This window comes from Burkholderia sp. Ac-20384 (assembly GCF_017104605.1).
Taxonomy (GTDB): domain Bacteria; phylum Pseudomonadota; class Gammaproteobacteria; order Burkholderiales; family Burkholderiaceae; genus Burkholderia; species Burkholderia lata.
In genome coordinates this window covers 1-16,038 of record NZ_JAAGPE010000012.1, presented here as the reverse complement: position 1 = coordinate 16,038, position 16,038 = coordinate 1, and the positions used below count along the sequence as shown (strand labels likewise).

Genomic DNA, 16,038 nt, shown 5'->3' with positions numbered 1-16,038 from the left:
ATTGCCCTCGCGGTTTCCTCGCCGACTTCGTCACGGCAGATACACGCACGTCACGACGCAATGACCGACGGCAAGTCGCCCGCCAGCAGTTGCTGCGGCACCTGGCTGAACGCGTAGCGCCCGGTAGCCGGCTGCAGGTCGAACACCCAGACGATGTCGAAGCGATCGCCCGGCCACTTCGACGGCACCGGTCCGTTCGACAACGGCAGATGGGCGGCGATCGCGGGGATGTCCTCGTGCTGCCAGCAGATCAGCACGACGCCCTGGCTGCGCTGCGCCGCCGTCGCGACGTCGGCCTCCTGCCCTTTCGTATAGGTCGTGTCGAGCTCGAGCGGTATGCGCTGGCTCAGCGGCGTGACCGTCTCGGTCGGCCGCCGGCTCTTCGCATGCGGCGCGACGCCCGCCGCGAACAGCACGCCCGGCTTCGCGAGCGCCGCGCTCTGCAGCGGGCCTCGCGCGGGATCGAACAACGCAACCAGCGCGCCGGCGCGTTGCCAGCCCAGCGGAATCAGGCTCTCCTTGTCCTGCTCCCCATTCGCGTTCACGCCGTACGGCTTGCCGTTGTCGTCCGGCTTTTCCGCATGACGAATGATCATGATTTTCTTGGCGATGGGCGCAGTCACAGTGATCGATTCCTTTCGTGGACAGGTTCACGCAGATGAAAAAAGCCACGCCCGTAGCGGCGTTGCGATCCGTGTCACTGTGATAGCAATGGATCCATGCGAACGCAAGCGAATTCCATGCACGAGCCCGCGCCGTACGGAGCCGAAACCCGGTCAAAGGGATTCGCAATACATCGTTCTGCGGCGTCATGCGCGCTACACGCGCGTCGTGGCGTCGTGATCGAGCGACTCGCGCATCAGCCGGCTCCGCGCGATTCGTTCGAGCACGTCGCGATGCCAGTGTCGTCATCACTTCACTGCCGAAGCGATCGCGCTCGGCGAGACACGACACGATCCTGCAGACATCCTCCGACAGGGATGCCAGACCATCCACGTTGACGCAAAACATCGCGAGCGTGTGAACGCGCGAAATGGCCGCCGATTCGCCCGACAGAAATCGGCGTCGCGGGCGGCCCGTTCCGCGGCTACCACGCGACGCTCGACCGCGATGAGGCGGTCAGGACCGACGCGCGCGCGGCAGGCACGTCCGCTTCGCCATGAAGAAGCCCGTCATCCGCGCCCCGCCGCTCACTCGAACCGGCAAGCCACGCGCGGCAGCGCCGAGAGCGTGTCGCTCGACAGTTTCAGAATGCCGTCGAAATTGGCCTGATTGTCCGCCGGGCAGAAATCCGCGAGTTTCATGCCGTCCGGACGCGTGTACTCGACATTGAACACGGCCTTGTTCAGTGCGATGAAGCTCGCGTAGTCGCCGCACTCGTGGAATCGGTTGCATTGCTCGTTGAGCGCCCAGTCGGCCACTTTCGCCATCGCGGTGGCGATACCCGAGCCGTTCTTGAGGCCCATCGACATCCCGCGATCGTGCGCGGCGGCGATCAGCGCCGTGTTGTATCGCAGCTGATCGTCACGCGTCAGCGGAAAGCCGGTTTCCTGGCGATAGCTGTCGTCGAGGTCCGGCTCGATGCCGTCGCAGCCCTTTTGCTTCGCCTGGTCGAGCCGCGCCAGCATCAGGGGCATCAGGATCGCGGTCTGGCGAATGTCCAGCCAGCGCTCGTGATCCTCATATCCTTCGACGGGGTTGCCGAGCACGCTGTCCGGAAACTTGCCGGCGTCTCCTCGGGTGTCTTCCCGCCCGCCCACCTCCATGTAGCAGACGACATAGATGCCCTTCGCCTTCAGGCGCCGGATCGTGCCCGCATCGGTCAGCTCCATGTCGACGTCGAACATCTTGCGCGGGTTGTTCACGCCGTCCAGCACCGTCTCGTTGATCCGGTTGCCGTCGATCTGCCATTGCCAGCTCGTGCCCGGCACGAGCGGCTTCCACGCGGCGGCCTGCGCCGCACGCGCCGAAGCGGCCGCAAACGCGCTGCCGGGCACGGACGAATCGGAGTCGCCTCCGCACGCCGCAAGCAGCAGCATCAGCACGAATGAAGCGAACGATCTTGCGGACATGGCGAATCCTTTGCCTGTTGGCGGCTTGTCAGGATGCGAGGGTGTGGGGAAGACGCGTGCAGCGAAATGCGGGCGAGGCATCTGCCGATGCTGCAGTGGTACGGGAATGCGCGAGATACGTGCGGATGGTAGGCGGGAACACCACGCCCATCTGTTCCGATTTGTCGATTTTTGTCGGCATCGCGGACGGTGGCAGGCCGTCAACCTCGCGATGACCGGGAACTGCCGAAGCGCGTCGGCCGCGGCCGGAAAATTGAAGGTTTTATAGGAACGCCACTAATTCATAAAAAGTAAAAATAAAACAAGCGCGTTTCGTAAAGCAATAATTGGAACCGATGTCACACGAAAATTTATTTACACCAATCCAATCACTCGACCGAATTATTCAATCTCGGAGCAGCAATTCTCGCGCTCCAGTTTTATTTCTTGATCGCTTTTTCAGGCGACCTGAGACACCCAGCCTCTAGACCAGCCACAGAAGCGACTCTCATCCATCCGCCCTCCAACTCCACTCTCATTTTCGACAACCATCACCTTCATCATTCAAATGAAATCAACAATGGTTATGCCGATTAAATTTGTTTGACAATTAAACGTAATGCTAATTAAAGTCGTCGCCGACGATGCGCAGGTCGCCACCCGACTGGCGCAGCCATCAACCATCACCAGGGCAAGCAACGCGATGAATTCAATTGGCAGCAACATGGCAGGCAGGAATAGCGTCAAGCCCGACGACAGCGGCCACCGGCAATTGCGGATACGTCGCGGAACGGTGTCGGACACATCACGCATCTGCGCGCTGTTCGAACGGGAATATGGCGACTCTTCGCATCCCTGTCTCGATGCGGGCTACGTGAGGAGCGCCGTATCGAACAAGTCGGAGCTGTGGTTTGTGGCCGAAGAGGAGACGCAAGCCGCGATCGGTTGCATGAGCGTCAGCTACAACGCACAGAATCGCTCGTGGGAATACGGTCGCGCAATGATTTCCCGGCACCATCGTCACCTGGGCGTACTGTCGGCGCTGATGCAATCCGCGATCGACACGATGCCGGCCGCGGATCATGACCTGGCATTCGCGATTGCCCGCACCGATATCGCGCTGCGCGCGTTGCAGCGTCATGTCGATGGCGTCGTGGTCGGACACGACGGGTCGCCCGACAGCGCGCATGGCGTGCGTGAACATCACGTCGTCGCGATCGAAAAATTCCGCTCGCCGCGCTTCAGGCATTGCCTGCCGCGCTCTCCGATATTCCGCGAGTCCGAGGTTCTGCGCAGCGCGATCTTCGAACCGCTCGGTCTCGCGGGTACGCCGGAACCCTACCCCGATACCTGCTTCTGGGGGCATGGGGACGATTGCTCGGATGGCTTCACGTTTCGCGCCGACGAGCGGGCCGATGCGATCTATCTCTGCCAGCATGCCGGCGGCCCGTTCATGACCGAGCGCGATGTCGCAGCCGATCTGCTTCGCTTCCTGAAACGGCGCAGCACGACGACCTATGTGGGCGCGATCGTGCTCGCCGACAAGCTGACACTGGTCAAGGCGATGCTTGAAGCCGGATTCCGCATCACGGCCTATCTGCCGGCGTGGCACTGGAGCCGCGGCGCGCGCTACGACTGCCTGCTGCTCGCCCGGCGAGATAGCGGCTTCGCGAGCAAGAACGGACTCGACGAACACATCGACATGCTCGATGCCGCCTACCGCGAGATCGGCCAACGCATCCTGTCCGTCTGACACCTCCCCAATCCATCCACTCAATCGAGGTAGTACATGACCAAAGACGAATGGCGCGCGGTCAAGGCGACATTGCCGAACGGCCCCACGGGATACGTCACGCTCGCGCTGTGGCTCGCCGATATCGCATTGCTTGGCGCTGCGTGGATGCTTTGGCTTGCCGGCGGGCTCGGACGTCCCGCGGCACTCGTCCTCGCGATGCTCGCGCTGATTCACCTCTATCTGATCATGCACGAGGCACTCCATAACGCCGCATCGCGTTCGCACGGTTGCAACGAGGCCATCGGACATCTCTGCGGATGGATCATCGGCTTGCCGTACCTGCCGCGGCGCAGGACGCATCTGGGCCATCACGCGTGGACCGCGCATCCGTCACGGGATCCGGAGAATCGCAAGATGATCCAGAAGTTCTCCGTGATGACGGAACGCGGCGCACGTACGCTCGAATTCATCTGGCGGCACTGGATCCCGATGATGGCGTTCAATCATTTCCTGAGCCACTGGATTACGCCGTTCCTGCAACGCGATACGCCGGCGAACCGCGCGAAATCGAACACCGAGATTGCATTCAGCGCGGTCTACCTGGCCGGTTATGCGGCGGTCGGCGCGCTGGCGTATCGCGCGGGTGTGCTCGGCAGCCTCATCGCGTTCTCGACGATCCTGTGGATCGTGTTGCTGATGGCCGTCGAACTGCTCAACCTTCCGCATCACGCCGAGATCCCGCTGCTGGCCGACGACGCGGCACGCCCGCCGCTCTGGGAGCAGGACGTGGTCTCGCACAGCTGCGCCAACGTGCCCGTCTGGTCACGCTGGGTGATCCTGAATTTCAATCTTCACGTCGCCCATCATGCGTATCCGTGGTTGCCGTGGTATGACCTGCCTCGCGCGCAACGGCACCTCGATGCGGTCTCGGCCGCCGAGGTGCCGCGCCAGACCCACGAGTGGTCCTTCGCCTTGACCAAGCGACGCCGGCCGCTGCTCGAACTGATGGGGCATTTCTTCGACAAGCGTGGCGCGTCGTCCGGGGGCGGACGCTGACCCTCCGCCCCGACGATTCAATCCGGCGAGTGTCGGCGGCCCGGCCGTCGACACTCGAGCGCACGATCCGGAGGGGTCACCGGTTGACCTTGATGATTTCAGCGGCAGTTGCCGTTCAACGGAGGCATTCGGCCATTCCTCCGGTTGCCGCTCGCGGAAACCGGAGACCACGGGAAACCGCATCGCAATGATGCGGACGGCCCACGTGGTCTCCTCCCTCGCCCATCTTCGTTCATTGGCCGGGCGCGAGGTCGTTGGCAAACCGGTTCGTATAACCGAGCGTACCGACACCGCCGATGGAGTTGCACGTCGACGATGCGGCGCCGGGCGGACAATCGACGTCACGGTCGAACGACCAGAAGTGGACACCCACGAGACCATTCTGTTTCACGAACTGCGCCACGGTGTCCGCGTCCGCCGGCGTGAAGGTCTCGCCGGCCACATCGTTGCCGCCGATCATCGGCGTCAGCTCGATCTGGCTGTACGGCACACCCCAGTGGTCATGCAGGTTCATTGCCGCCTGGATCGCCGACTGCCCCATCTGGCACGTGCCGTTCGCTACCACGCAGTTCCCCGCACTCGCCGACCCGTAGTCCATCGTCATCAGGTCGATGGTGTAGTTCTTCAGGCCGGCCGCCTGAATCGCCTGCATGACCCAATCGCCATATACGTTGAAGCTGTCGGGTGCGCTGGCGCCCCACGAGCTGGCCGTGGTCGCACCCTGCTGGGAAGGCGCCAGTGTCGCCAGCGTAAAGCTGAAGCGCAGGCCGGGATAATTCTGCTGGGCGACTGCCACACGCTGGACGAGATCGTTGATCACCTGTTGCGTCTGCCCGCCCTCGATGTCGAAATCGATCCCGATCAGGTTGCTCGACGCATAACGATTGATGAAGGCCGTCATGCCCGCATCCGTCCCGCACGTGAACATGCCGGCCGCGCCGCCGGTGGAAATCACGTAATTCACATTGGCCGCGGTGAAAAGCGGTACATTGGCGGCCGCCATCGCGCCGCCGTCGACGCCCGCCCAGTTCTCGCTGCCGCATTCACCGGTCGCGAACGCGAGCGTCAGCGTACGCACACCGGTTGGCAACACCGACAGCACCGGGCTCAACTGGCCTGTGACGTTCGTCGAGATGACGTTCGTGTTCCAGTTCATCGAAATCGTCGCGTCCTTGTACGGGCTATAGACGAAGGCCGGCGCCGTGCCGGTACTCGTCCCGCCCGCCGCGGCAGCGCCGCCGCCGGCGCCGAAAAACGACCCTGCCAGCAGAAGCGCCAGCGCGCCCCTCAAGGTCGATCGCTTCATGAATCCGGTTTGGTTGCTCTTCATTTTCATGCCCTCATCGTGTTTGACGCATGACCGGCACCGGTCTTTCACGCAAACCGTGCCGGAGCATATTTCAGGAAGATGCGCTCCGCCCACACGGGCGTAACGGAAACCCGCCACGCGCCATGACGGCGAGCGCCAGCATTATTGATACGCACTACCGATCAAATATCGCCATCAAATCAACCCTGGCGTCCCCCGGTGACCAGATCCTGGCCTTTCAGCGCCGTGTAACTGCCCGCGGCGCCGCATCTGGTTCGTGGCGCCCCCTTTCGATTGACAAAGCTCCGCCCAGGTCGAATTCAGAAGAAATCAACCTTACAAATTGCCATTCGATGAAAAATTTCTATACTGATCCTGCTTTTTATATCAACGACGGAAAACGCTAAGACTTCGGCCAATACTGATGAAACATGTCATCCCCCACTTTCGTTCGGGACCGGATGCCCTTAACAACGCGATGCAAGCGGTATCGTGAAGTTGTCACGCCGGCCCGCGATGGCGGGTCTGCCGCAAGGCGGAAAATGTAGTAAAGCTTCAATCCGGCGCGCTTGCGTTGCTTTGTTATACTACATAATCATCAGGCAGCAACCCTGTAATCGATTATTTCCATCAATATCGAAATCCGAAATATTCACGCGATCGCATTTCCATATTGAAATTGTCGCCATTCGATAATTCAAACAGATATCTCGCAGCCATTTGGCCGATTGTTCAAATCGGCGAAATTAAGGCGACATGTTTTTGCCGCATCGTTTTGACGGTCGACCCGTCATCACGTGACGTTGCCGTTCCCGCCCTTGATGCATCCACCGAACCCGGAGGCCGAACATGACCGTCAATGCCGCCACCCAAACGTCGACCCGCACCGCCCAAGTCGTCACCCGGGTGTATGCGAGGCTCCTGCTGGTCGGCTTCGCGCTGGTGCCTGCGTATCTGATCGCCTACCTGTACTTCTTCCAGGACCCGTCGCTGAAATTCGAGAATCACGCCTTTCACGAACTGGCGATTGCGGCCGCCACGCTCGAAGGCGCGTTCGTCACGTACGTCTGCTGGCGCTGCTATCGCCTGTCGGGCGAGCCGTTGCTGCGCTGGCTGACGCTGGGCTTTCTGGGCTTTTCGCTCGTCTATGCGTTGCATGGCGCGTTCACCGGCATGGCGCATCACAATATCTGGCTGTTCCTGCTGTACGGGCCGGCGTCGCGCCTGACCATGTCGATCCTGATCTTCGTCGGGCAACTCACCTATAGCCGCAAGGCCGACAGCGCGGCAACCCGCGCCGATCCCCGCATCTGGTTACCCTGGCTCGCGCTGTTCGGGCTCGTCGACGTTGCGGTCGCCGTGATCGCCTACTCTCCCATGGCCGGCAACCTGTGGGTACGCCTGTCGATGGAGGGCGGCGCACTGCTGCTCTCGGTCGTGAACGTCGTCGCGCTGGTCGTGCGCCGCATCCGCTCGCCGCTGATGACGATCTACGGCATCTCGGTCACGTCGTTCGCGCTCTCGTCGCTCGCCTTCATCCTCGGGCGGCCGTGGAATCACATGTGGTGGCTGGCGCATGCGATTTTCGCGGCCGGCTTCTTCCTGCTCAGTTTCGGCGTGGTGCAGGCCTTTCAAACGACCCGTTCGTTTTCGAAGATCTACAGCCAGGCGGAACTGTTTGCCCGGTTGCGGGAAGCGATGGCCAGGACCGAGCGCGCGCTGCAGGCGCTGCAACGGACCAACGAAAAGCTCGAGCACCTGGCGGCCACGGACCCGCTCACGGGCGCGACCAACCGGCGGCAATTCATTGAAAGCGTGGAAGCGGAAATCAACCGCGCCAAGCGCAACGGCGCACCGTTCTCGTTGCTCGCGCTCGACCTCGACCACTTCAAGGCGATCAACGACAGTTACGGGCATCAGGCGGGCGACCAGGTATTGCAACGCTTCGTCGACAAATGCGTCGATGCGATCCGGCCGTACGATGGCGTCGCGCGGGTGGGCGGAGAGGAATTCATGGTGCTGCTGCCACAAGCCGCGCTGGACACCGCCCAGTCGATCGGCGAGCGCATCCGCGCGGCGATCGCGGGCGCGCCGTTCGAGGCAGGCATCGGCGAACCGATCAAGGTCACCGTGAGCGTCGGCGCGTCCGAATTCGGTCGGGATGGCGAAACGATCGACGCGATCCTGCGCAAGGCGGACGAACGCCTGTACCGCGCGAAGCATCTCGGTCGCAACCAGGTGGTCGCCGGATAACCGGTTGCCGTGCCGGTACGGCCCACCGCGTCCGTGCCGGACGTTCTTCAATCGATGACGCCCCGGGCGTCGCCCGGCGCGTCATGTCGCGGCCGTATCAGAACGGGCTGCGTGTCGTATCGCCGTTGGTGAACGTCGCGTCGACGACCTGATAGAACGCCATCGCCGTATCCGCGACCTCCCACACCGCCAGGATGACGTGGTAACCGCTACGCATCGGCAACCGGCACTGGTGAATGGTCGGCTGCTGCGGCACCAGGTTCGCGTTCGGATCCCAGTAGGGCTGGCCGGGATTCTGGATCGTGCAGAACGGCGTGGGCTCGAACTGCGCGCGCGTCAGCTTTTCCGACGGGTTCCAGTCGGCGCGCGTAATGAAGTAGTTCCAGCGACGCGTCTTGTGCACGGCGCTGAATTCCCATTTGAAATTCTGCAACGCGCCCGGCCGTAGCGGGATCTTCTGCCAGCGGCCCGGCGACTGCTCGTTCAGCACGGGCAGCGGGCCATTCGTGCTGGCGCCGGCGATTTCGCCGTCCGCCGGCGGTGCGGCATTCTTCGCGTCGGCCGGCGCAAACGGATCGGACAGGCCGCTTTGCGTCGCGGGGAAGAACTTGCCGTTCTCCATCGCGTTCGCGTGCCACGCGTCGACAGGGCAATCCGGATTCTGGCCTTGCGTGCACAGCACGATGCGCGAAGGCGGTTCGGTCAAACGGCCGTGCGCGTGAGCACCGGCCGCCGCGACCAGCAGCGCCATGCCGGCCAACGAGCGTGGCATCACGGAAGCAGCCACTCTGCGGATGATCTTGTTCATGAGCCCTCATGCGATTGATGTCGGAATGGATATGCGCACGTCGAGCCTGCCGCAAGATCCCGGGCAGAGAGGCCTGTCGACACGTCGTCGCACACACGGATCGGCAAAAGCGGCGGTCAAATGAAACCGCGGCAAGCGATGATTCATCGTCACGCTTTCTGACAAATCACTTTCACCGAATCGAACCTTATCGACAAAAATCGGAAAAATAAATGTCTCTCATGGATCGTTTTTTAATTCGAATCAAACACTTGAATCATTTTTCATTCCAACCGGATTGGGCTCGACTTCAAATGCGAAATGGAATGAACCGCCCATTCATCGAGAACAGCATTCCCGATTGCTCCGCAGGCGGCCTGGCGCATCGGACCGTCTGTCGCCGTTACTCCTGAATCGGCAACGCCAGCCGCCAGTTCAGGTTCCGGCGCGCACTCGATTCGCAACGCGTGTAGAAAAAATCGGTCAGATAGATGCGCGGACGAACGAGCAGCCAGCGAAGAATCGACCGTTCATGAAGGTCATAAGCCCGGTCGTCAAGATCGGGGCGCTCGGCCCGGAGCAGGCGGCCGTCTTCGCGAAATCGGCTGCGAGACGCACCCAGCACGGCCAGGTCGATGTCGCACACGAAACGGGTATCCAGTTCCGCTGCGATTCCGACGTGGGTCGTCGCGAGAATCATCGCGCAGATCCGGTCGCACGCGCCGATTCGCCCCGCCGCCAGGTGCCGGAACCAGTCGGCGCTGCGCTGCTCGTTGTTCTTCGCGCCCGGGACGTAAATCACGTCGTGGAACCAGAGCGCGAGTTCGACCGCATCCGGATCGGGCATCGCGCCGCGCGCGAGGTCGACATGACGCAGGCAGCGTTTCACGTGAGCGAGCGTGTGGTAATGCCGCATCGGCTCCGCATAGCCTTCCGCCAGCAAGCGATAGACCTCCTCGGCATGGATCCCGCCGCTGCCCGACCACAACGCAACGAACCGCTCCTGCATCTGGTTCACGTTCGCTCCTTGGCCGGTGGCGGCTGCACAGGCTCGCCCCACGCCGCCGTTACCGCCATGCACTCAGAGAAATTCCCTGCGAATGTCGATGCTCGACCGCTGCCCGATGTTCCCGTAGTGATGCGCGAGCCATGCATCGGCTTCGCGTCGTCCGTGGTCATGCAGCTCGCTCAGGAATCCCCAGTCCGCGTTGTACTTGCTCGATACGCTCAACGCGCTCAACGCGTCGTCGGCGCGGATGGAATGGATCAGCATTTCCTTCATCTCGCCGCGCTTGATCGTGCCCTGCTGGATCAGGTCGGTGACGAACGCGATCGCGCGCATCTCGCGCATCAGCGACGAGTTGAAACTGATCTCGCTGATGCGGTTCAGGATCTCCGCGGCCGTGATGGGCACCCCGCGGCGCACGAGCGGATTGATGTGCACGATCACGACGTCGCGCGTCGCGCAATTGTAGATAAGCGGATAGATGGCCGGATTGCCCATGTAGCCGCCATCCCAGTAGTACTCGCCATCGATCGCGACCGCCTGGAACAGTGTCGGCACGCATGCCGATGCCAGCACCGCGTCGGCACATACATCCTCGCCGGTGAAGATGCGGATCTTCCCCGTCTCGACGTTGGTGGCACAGAGATACAACCGGATCGGGCAGTGCTTGCGCAGCGCGTCGAAGTCGACCTGGCTCTCGAGCACTTCGCGCAGCGGATTCAGGTTGTTCGGATTGAACTGATACGGCGAGAACACGCGCAGCATCATGTCGGTGAAGGCATAAAGCGGCGAATGATCGAGCCCGAAGCTGTGCGTCCCCTTCAGCCACGGCACCCAGCGCAACGGGTTGTAGCGCTCCGCCGATCGCGCGACCGCCTGCCAGAAGTCGTGCAGCGCCTCGCGCGCACCGTCCTCACCTCCTTTCAGCAGCCCGCAGGCGAGCACGGCAGCGTTCATCGCGCCGGCACTGGTTGCACAGACACCCTCGATGTCGAGCCTGCCGTCTTCGAGCAGACGATCGAGCACGCCCCAGGTGAATGCGCCGTGCATCCCGCCACCCTGCAGCGCCAGCGTGATCGGTTTGCGCGGACCATCGTGGCGGCGTCTCGCGTGCGTGGTTGTCATGCCCGTCTCCTCGAGCAGCGGCAGTTCGCGGACGGCACGTGGTCACACGATGCGTCGTCGACCGCCGCAGGTCCATTCATCCTGCGTACGCGCCCAATGCGTCCAGCAGCGCTTTTGCCTCTTGCAGGTCGCTTGTATCGAAGCCTTCCGTGAAGCATGCGTATACGTCGGACAGCACTTGCCTGGCCTCGTCGGCCTGTCCCTGTCGCTGCAATAACCGGGCGAGGTCCGACGCTGCCCGCAGTTCCAGCGCCCTGGCACCCTGCCGGCGCGCGCGCGCAATCGCTCTGTGAAAGCAGTCGATGGCTTCGTCGTCGCGTTCAGGCGCCGTGGCGGCCGTGCCGGCCAGACAGATTCCCGTGAGCCGGTACAGCTCGGCCTCGTAGCAATGCTCGCCGGATTTTTCGACGATCGCCATCGCCTCATCCAGCATGCCCCGTGCGGCCTTCTCGTCATCCGCGCGCCAGTAGCTGTCGGCGAGCAATGCGAGGGCATAAGGACGTTGATCCTCGCCGCCGGCAGCCCGCTGCGCGTCGAGGCCCAGCCGCATCTGTGCAATGCCGTCCTGGAGGCGTCCTTGCACGCTCGTCGCCCAGCCTCGCAGCAGCGTCCCCCACGCGAGCCAGTACGGCAATCCGTGCTCGGTCGACACCGCAATGACCGCTTCCGCGCGCTCGGCGGCCAGCGTCGGCTCGCGCCGCAGTTGATGCAGATGCGCCGTGTAGGTCAGGCTGAACGCCAGAGAGGGCCCATGAGCGAGCTTCTGCGCGAGCGCAAGCGCTTCGACGCTGCGTGTGAGCGCCTGGTCGGGATACCCCTGAATCCACAACGTCAGCATGAGGAAACAAAGTGCCCGGATGCCGGGATCCACCCCGTGTGCGAACGCGTGTGCCTGATGCTGATCCGGATCGTAGAGCACGAGCGCCTGTTCCGCGTGGGTGCGGGTAGCGCCGAAATCGCCCAAAAAAAACAGGCACGAACCCAGCGCGCTATGCGCCTCGATGAGCAGGCCCGGATCGTTCGCCTCCCGCGCCGTCGTGAGCATCTGCATGCCCAGTTCCAGGCCGAGCGCATGCTCGCCGCGCACCCCGTGATGTATCCGCAATCCCAATTGCGTCGCGAAGCGTTGCGATGCCTCTCCGGTGCGCTCGCACAATTCGAGTGCGCGCCTGTAGGCCTCGCCCACCTCGTTCGCGCCATACCCGCGCACATCCATCAAGACGGGCCCGAGGGAAAGCAGCAGTGCCAACTCCGAATGCGCGCGCATCGGTGTGTCGGGCAAGCCCTTCAACAACGCCAGCGCTGCGCCGAGATGATTCATCGCATCGTGATGGGCCGCATGGCGCAACGCCTGCTGAGCCGCGCGATGCAGGTATTCGACCGCCTTGGGAACGTTACCGCTCTGACTGTAGTGATGCGCAAGTTCGCTGCAGTAATCGGCGATGCGTGTCGGGAACAGCACCTCGATCGCCTGCGCGGTGCGCTCGTGCAGCGTGGTACGCCGCTCCGTGAGCAACGAGCGCCCTGCCACCTCCTGGGTCAGCGCGTGCTTGAACGAGTAATTGACTTCGGGAAAGGCGGGGCACTCGTAGATGAACTCCGCCGCCTCCAGATGCGCGAGGAGCCGCCGCAGTTCGTCGTCCCGCGCCGTCTCCTCGCCGCAAATGCGCCGGATCAGGCTGAACGGAAACTCGTGGCCGATCACCGCGAGCGCCTGCAGCAGTTCCTTTTCGTCGATCGGAAGCCGGTCGATCCGGGCCGCGAGCACGCCCTGCACGGTGGTGGGTATGTGCAGCGTGGCCGGCGTCTCCACGATGCGATAGCGCCCGGCCTCGCCGAGCAGCGACCGCTCCTCGACGAGCGTCTGGACCACTTCCTCCATGAAAAACGGGTTGCCCTCCGTCTTCTCCAGGATGAGCTGTTTCAGCGGCACGAGCGTGCGATCCTCGCCGAGCAGCGCCGCGAGCAGTCCTTGCGCATCGGCAGGGCCAAGCGGTTCGAGCCGCAGGGTGCTTCCATGCGCCGCACGAGCCCACGCGGGCTGATACTCGGGCCGGTAGTTCACCAGAAGCAGGATGCGCGCATCCGGCACGTGGTCGATCAGGTAGGTGAGGAAGGCTTCCGTTTCACGGTCCAGCCATTGCAGATCCTCGAACAGCAGATGGACCGGCTGGTTCCGGCTCTCTCGCGCGAGAAGCTGCCTGATCGCGTCGAAGGTACGTTCGCGCCGGATCTGCGGATCCATCTCGACGAGTACCGGCCCACCTTCGCCAATGCCGAGCAAATAGAGGACGTACGGCACGAGGTCCTCGAAACTGCGCTCGAGCGTGAGCGCCTTGCCGATCACCTTTTCCCGGCAGCGCCGCTCGTCGTCCTGTGTCGTGATCTGAAAATAATTCTTCAGGAGTTCAATCAGCGGCAAATTGGAATACGCCTTGCCGTGCGATACGGAAAACGTCTCCAGCACCAGCGCGCCGCGCCGCGAACGCTCCTTGAACTCGTGGAACAGGCGAGACTTGCCGACGCCGGCGTCCCCCGCCACGCCGACCACGCGCCCCTGTCCGGCGCTCACGGTCTCCCGCGCCCGGTTCAGGTGGTCCATTTCCGTTTCGCGGCCGACGAAGCGCGCGAGACCGCGATGCGCCGCCAACTGCAGGCGCGTGCGCAACGCACCCAGGCCCAGCACCTCGTAGACGCGCAGCGGCGCGGGAATACCCTTGAGCTGCGTCGCCCCCAGCGCCTTGAACTCGAAATAGCCTTCGGCCAGCTTGTGGGTGGATTCGCTGACGAGAATCGACGTCGGTGCCGCGATGCCCTCGATCCGCGACGCGATGTGGATCGTATGCCCGAGCGGATCGTATTCGGTGTGCAGGTCGTCGGTGCGGATCGAACGAACGACGACCTCGCCGGTGTGAACGCCGACGCGAATCTGCAGAGGAATGCCTTCCTGCAGACGAATGCGATCGCCATGCTGCCGCATCGCCTGCTGCATGCGCAATGCAGCGAAAAGCGCGCGCTGCGCGTGGTCTTCGTGGGCAATCGGTGCGCCGAACAGCGCGAGGATGCCATCGCCGAGCGATTTGGCGACGTACCCTTCGTAGTAATGGACCGCTTCCATCATCAGCTCGACCACGGGCACGATCAGGCGATGCGCCACTTCGGGATCGAGATCGTGGATCAACGCGGTCGACCCGGCCATGTCGGCAAACAGCGCGGTCACGGTCTTGCGCTCACCGGCGGGTTCGCCGCGCGCGGCCATGGCCGCGTGTTCGGCACGGATGCGCTCGGCAAGATGATCGGGCGTGTAATGAACGGGAGTGGGCGGCGGCTCCCGGCCCGATGACCGGGACGGCGGCGAGGCCGCCGTGGGTGCGGCCAGCGACGTCCCGCAGTTGCTGCAGAAGCGGGCCACCGGCGCTACGTCGTGTCCGCAATGCGGACACGTGCGGGACAGCACGGCCTGGCATTCCTGGCAGAACCTCGCACCGGGAGGATTCTCGGAACCGCATAGGGTGCAGCGCATAAAACCCTCTTCCAGCCAAGGGTCGACATCAAAATATTATGCGCCACTCGTCGCGGATATTCAGGTTGACTATGTGATTTCGCATGCCGACTGGCGTCGCGTACGCGGCAAATCCGGGCGCGCCATCGTCGGCAGAATCTCCGTTCAAGACGCCGGTTGCGCCGGTTGCGCCTTGCGCCCGTTCATCCGCCTGCGCGCCATTCGTGCGCCCGCCGCTCGCGATGCGCCGGCCGCGCAGCCACCCGCGCCGATCGGCGGGAACCTCGTCGATTCGCTCCCCTTTCCCGCAAGACATGTCGATGCCGTCATGCAGCGCCGGGATGTCCTTACGACGCGCGTTGCAACCCGAGCTTCCGTGAAAACCCGCGGTCCGCTGCCTGCACCGCGAATCGACGCCGCCATGCACGGCACTCATGCCGCGCATGAAAACTAATCGATTGTTGGCATCCCGGATCGACGCCGACAATCCGCACCATGCCCCCTCGTTTGCGGTTCGGGCCACTCACCCTCCCAATCGGCACACCACGATCCATGAACCATCCAGCCACCGTTTCCTCCATCGCCGGGGCCCGCAAGGCCACGGCAGCGCCCTGTCATGCCCGCCCCCGCACGTGCGGCGAAGCGCTCGTCGACCTCCTCGAACGCCACGGCGTCGAATGCGTGTTCGGCATTCCCGGCGTGCATACCGTCGAGCTCTATCGCGGCCTCGCCGCCTCGTCGATCCGTCACGTGACGCCGCGCCACGAACAGGGGGCCGGCTTCATGGCCGACGGCTATGCACGCGTCACGGGCCGGCCGGGCGTGTGCTTCATCATCACCGGGCCGGGGATGACCAATATCGCGACCGCGATGGCACAGGCGTACGCGGATTCGATCCCGATGCTGGTGATCTCGAGCGTCAACGCGCGACGCGAACTCGGCAGCGGCGACGGCCGCCTGCACGAGCTGCCGTCCCAGCGCGACGTGTTCGCGGGACTCACCGCGTTCTCGCACACGCTGCTCGATGCCGCCGACCTGCCGCAAGTCCTCGCGCGCGCATTCGCGGTCTTCGCCAGCGCGCGGCCGCGGCCCGTGCATATCGAAATTCCGCTCGACGTGATCGTGATGCCGGCGCCCGCGCTGTCCGACGTGCCGCCCGCGCTGCCTGCGCGGCCCGCCCCGGATGCGAATGCCCTCGCGGCGGCCGCCGACCG

General features: G+C 63.5%; 14 protein-coding genes. 5 read left to right on the top strand and 9 right to left on the bottom strand.

Features of this window, described 5'->3' with window-relative positions:
- Positions 1-50 precede the first annotated feature (50 nt).
- The 3 genes from G3O00_RS03980 to G3O00_RS03970 all read right to left on the bottom strand — a co-directional run bounded on the left by G3O00_RS03980 (position 51) and on the right by G3O00_RS03970 (position 2,864).
- A complete protein-coding gene (locus G3O00_RS03980) occupies positions 51-623 on the bottom strand; it encodes a hypothetical protein (RefSeq protein ID WP_206142142.1) in 573 nt (190 codons plus the stop codon).
- 567 nt (positions 624-1,190) lie between these two features.
- Entirely contained in the window at positions 1,191-2,072 is an 882-nt protein-coding gene (locus tag G3O00_RS03975; protein ID WP_206142141.1) for an endo alpha-1,4 polygalactosaminidase, read from the bottom strand.
- 543 nt (positions 2,073-2,615) lie between these two features.
- Positions 2,616-2,864: a hypothetical protein gene (locus G3O00_RS03970; protein ID WP_206142181.1), complete on the bottom strand. Its 249-nt coding sequence runs from the start codon at positions 2,862-2,864 to the stop codon at positions 2,616-2,618.
- Here G3O00_RS03970 and G3O00_RS03965 point away from each other — a divergent pair.
- Together G3O00_RS03965 and G3O00_RS03960 are read left to right on the top strand one after the other, a co-directional pair.
- Complete coding sequence (locus tag G3O00_RS03965; RefSeq protein ID WP_206142140.1) at positions 2,755-3,804, top strand: GNAT family N-acetyltransferase; 1,050 nt, start codon at positions 2,755-2,757, stop codon at positions 3,802-3,804. The two genes, G3O00_RS03970 and G3O00_RS03965, sit on opposite strands and share 110 nt — an antisense overlap.
- 36 nt (positions 3,805-3,840) lie before the next feature.
- Complete coding sequence (locus tag G3O00_RS03960) at positions 3,841-4,842, top strand: fatty acid desaturase (protein WP_206142139.1); 1,002 nt, start codon at positions 3,841-3,843, stop codon at positions 4,840-4,842.
- Between the two features lie 232 nt (positions 4,843-5,074).
- On the opposite strand, the gene G3O00_RS03955 is transcribed toward G3O00_RS03960, so the two are convergent.
- Entirely contained in the window at positions 5,075-6,172 is a 1,098-nt protein-coding gene (locus G3O00_RS03955; protein WP_206142176.1) for a chitinase, read from the bottom strand.
- 122 nt (positions 6,173-6,294) lie between these two features.
- Between G3O00_RS03955 and G3O00_RS03950 the strand changes: the two genes are divergently transcribed.
- Positions 6,295-6,558 carry a hypothetical protein gene (locus G3O00_RS03950; RefSeq protein ID WP_206142138.1) on the top strand — a complete coding sequence of 88 codons (264 nt, stop codon included), beginning with the start codon at positions 6,295-6,297 and terminating at the stop codon, positions 6,556-6,558.
- Positions 6,559-7,000: 442 nt separating this feature from the next.
- Positions 7,001-8,404, top strand: a complete 1,404-nt coding sequence (locus tag G3O00_RS03945) for a GGDEF domain-containing protein (protein WP_206142137.1) — start codon at positions 7,001-7,003, stop codon at positions 8,402-8,404.
- 97 nt (positions 8,405-8,501) lie between these two features.
- Here the strand turns inward: G3O00_RS03945 and G3O00_RS03940 are convergent, their stop codons facing one another.
- From G3O00_RS03940 to G3O00_RS03920, 5 genes are all read right to left on the bottom strand, one after another.
- Positions 8,502-9,176 (bottom strand): lytic polysaccharide monooxygenase, encoded by a 675-nt coding sequence (locus G3O00_RS03940; protein WP_206142175.1) that lies wholly within the window; start codon positions 9,174-9,176, stop codon positions 8,502-8,504.
- Between the two features lie 418 nt (positions 9,177-9,594).
- The gene (locus tag G3O00_RS03935; RefSeq protein WP_346778950.1) at positions 9,595-10,209 is read right to left on the bottom strand and encodes a hypothetical protein; all 615 of its coding nucleotides are present in this window, start codon (positions 10,207-10,209) and stop codon (positions 9,595-9,597) included.
- Positions 10,210-10,272: 63 nt separating this feature from the next.
- Entirely contained in the window at positions 10,273-11,322 is a 1,050-nt protein-coding gene (locus G3O00_RS03930) for a patatin-like phospholipase family protein (protein ID WP_206142136.1), read from the bottom strand.
- Between the two features lie 76 nt (positions 11,323-11,398).
- Entirely contained in the window at positions 11,399-14,845 is a 3,447-nt protein-coding gene (locus tag G3O00_RS03925; protein WP_206142135.1) for an adenylate/guanylate cyclase domain-containing protein, read from the bottom strand.
- Positions 14,846-14,873: 28 nt separating this feature from the next.
- Positions 14,874-15,347 carry a hypothetical protein gene (locus G3O00_RS03920; protein ID WP_206142134.1) on the bottom strand — a complete coding sequence of 158 codons (474 nt, stop codon included), beginning with the start codon at positions 15,345-15,347 and terminating at the stop codon, positions 14,874-14,876.
- A gap of 29 nt (positions 15,348-15,376) precedes the next feature.
- Here G3O00_RS03920 and G3O00_RS03915 point away from each other — a divergent pair.
- Positions 15,377-16,038, top strand: a 662-nt coding sequence (locus G3O00_RS03915; protein WP_277399248.1) for a thiamine pyrophosphate-binding protein, incomplete at its 3' end; no start/stop codon positions are given.

Coding starts and splice junctions, on each gene's coding strand:
- G3O00_RS03965 (WP_206142140.1), top strand. CDS start 2,755: ATGAATTCAATTGGCAGCAACATGGCAGGCAGGAATAGCGTCAAGCCC.
- G3O00_RS03955 (WP_206142176.1), bottom strand. CDS start 6,172: ATGAAGAGCAACCAAACCGGATTCATGAAGCGATCGACCTTGAGGGGC.
- G3O00_RS03945 (WP_206142137.1), top strand. CDS start 7,001: ATGACCGTCAATGCCGCCACCCAAACGTCGACCCGCACCGCCCAAGTC.
- G3O00_RS03970 (WP_206142181.1), bottom strand. CDS start 2,864: ATGCGTGATGTGTCCGACACCGTTCCGCGACGTATCCGCAATTGCCGG.
- G3O00_RS03975 (WP_206142141.1), bottom strand. CDS start 2,072: ATGTCCGCAAGATCGTTCGCTTCATTCGTGCTGATGCTGCTGCTTGCG.
- G3O00_RS03925 (WP_206142135.1), bottom strand. CDS start 14,845: ATGCGCTGCACCCTATGCGGTTCCGAGAATCCTCCCGGTGCGAGGTTC.
- G3O00_RS03960 (WP_206142139.1), top strand. CDS start 3,841: ATGACCAAAGACGAATGGCGCGCGGTCAAGGCGACATTGCCGAACGGC.
- G3O00_RS03950 (WP_206142138.1), top strand. CDS start 6,295: ATGACGGCGAGCGCCAGCATTATTGATACGCACTACCGATCAAATATC.
- G3O00_RS03930 (WP_206142136.1), bottom strand. CDS start 11,322: ATGACAACCACGCACGCGAGACGCCGCCACGATGGTCCGCGCAAACCG.
- G3O00_RS03940 (WP_206142175.1), bottom strand. CDS start 9,176: ATGCCACGCTCGTTGGCCGGCATGGCGCTGCTGGTCGCGGCGGCCGGT.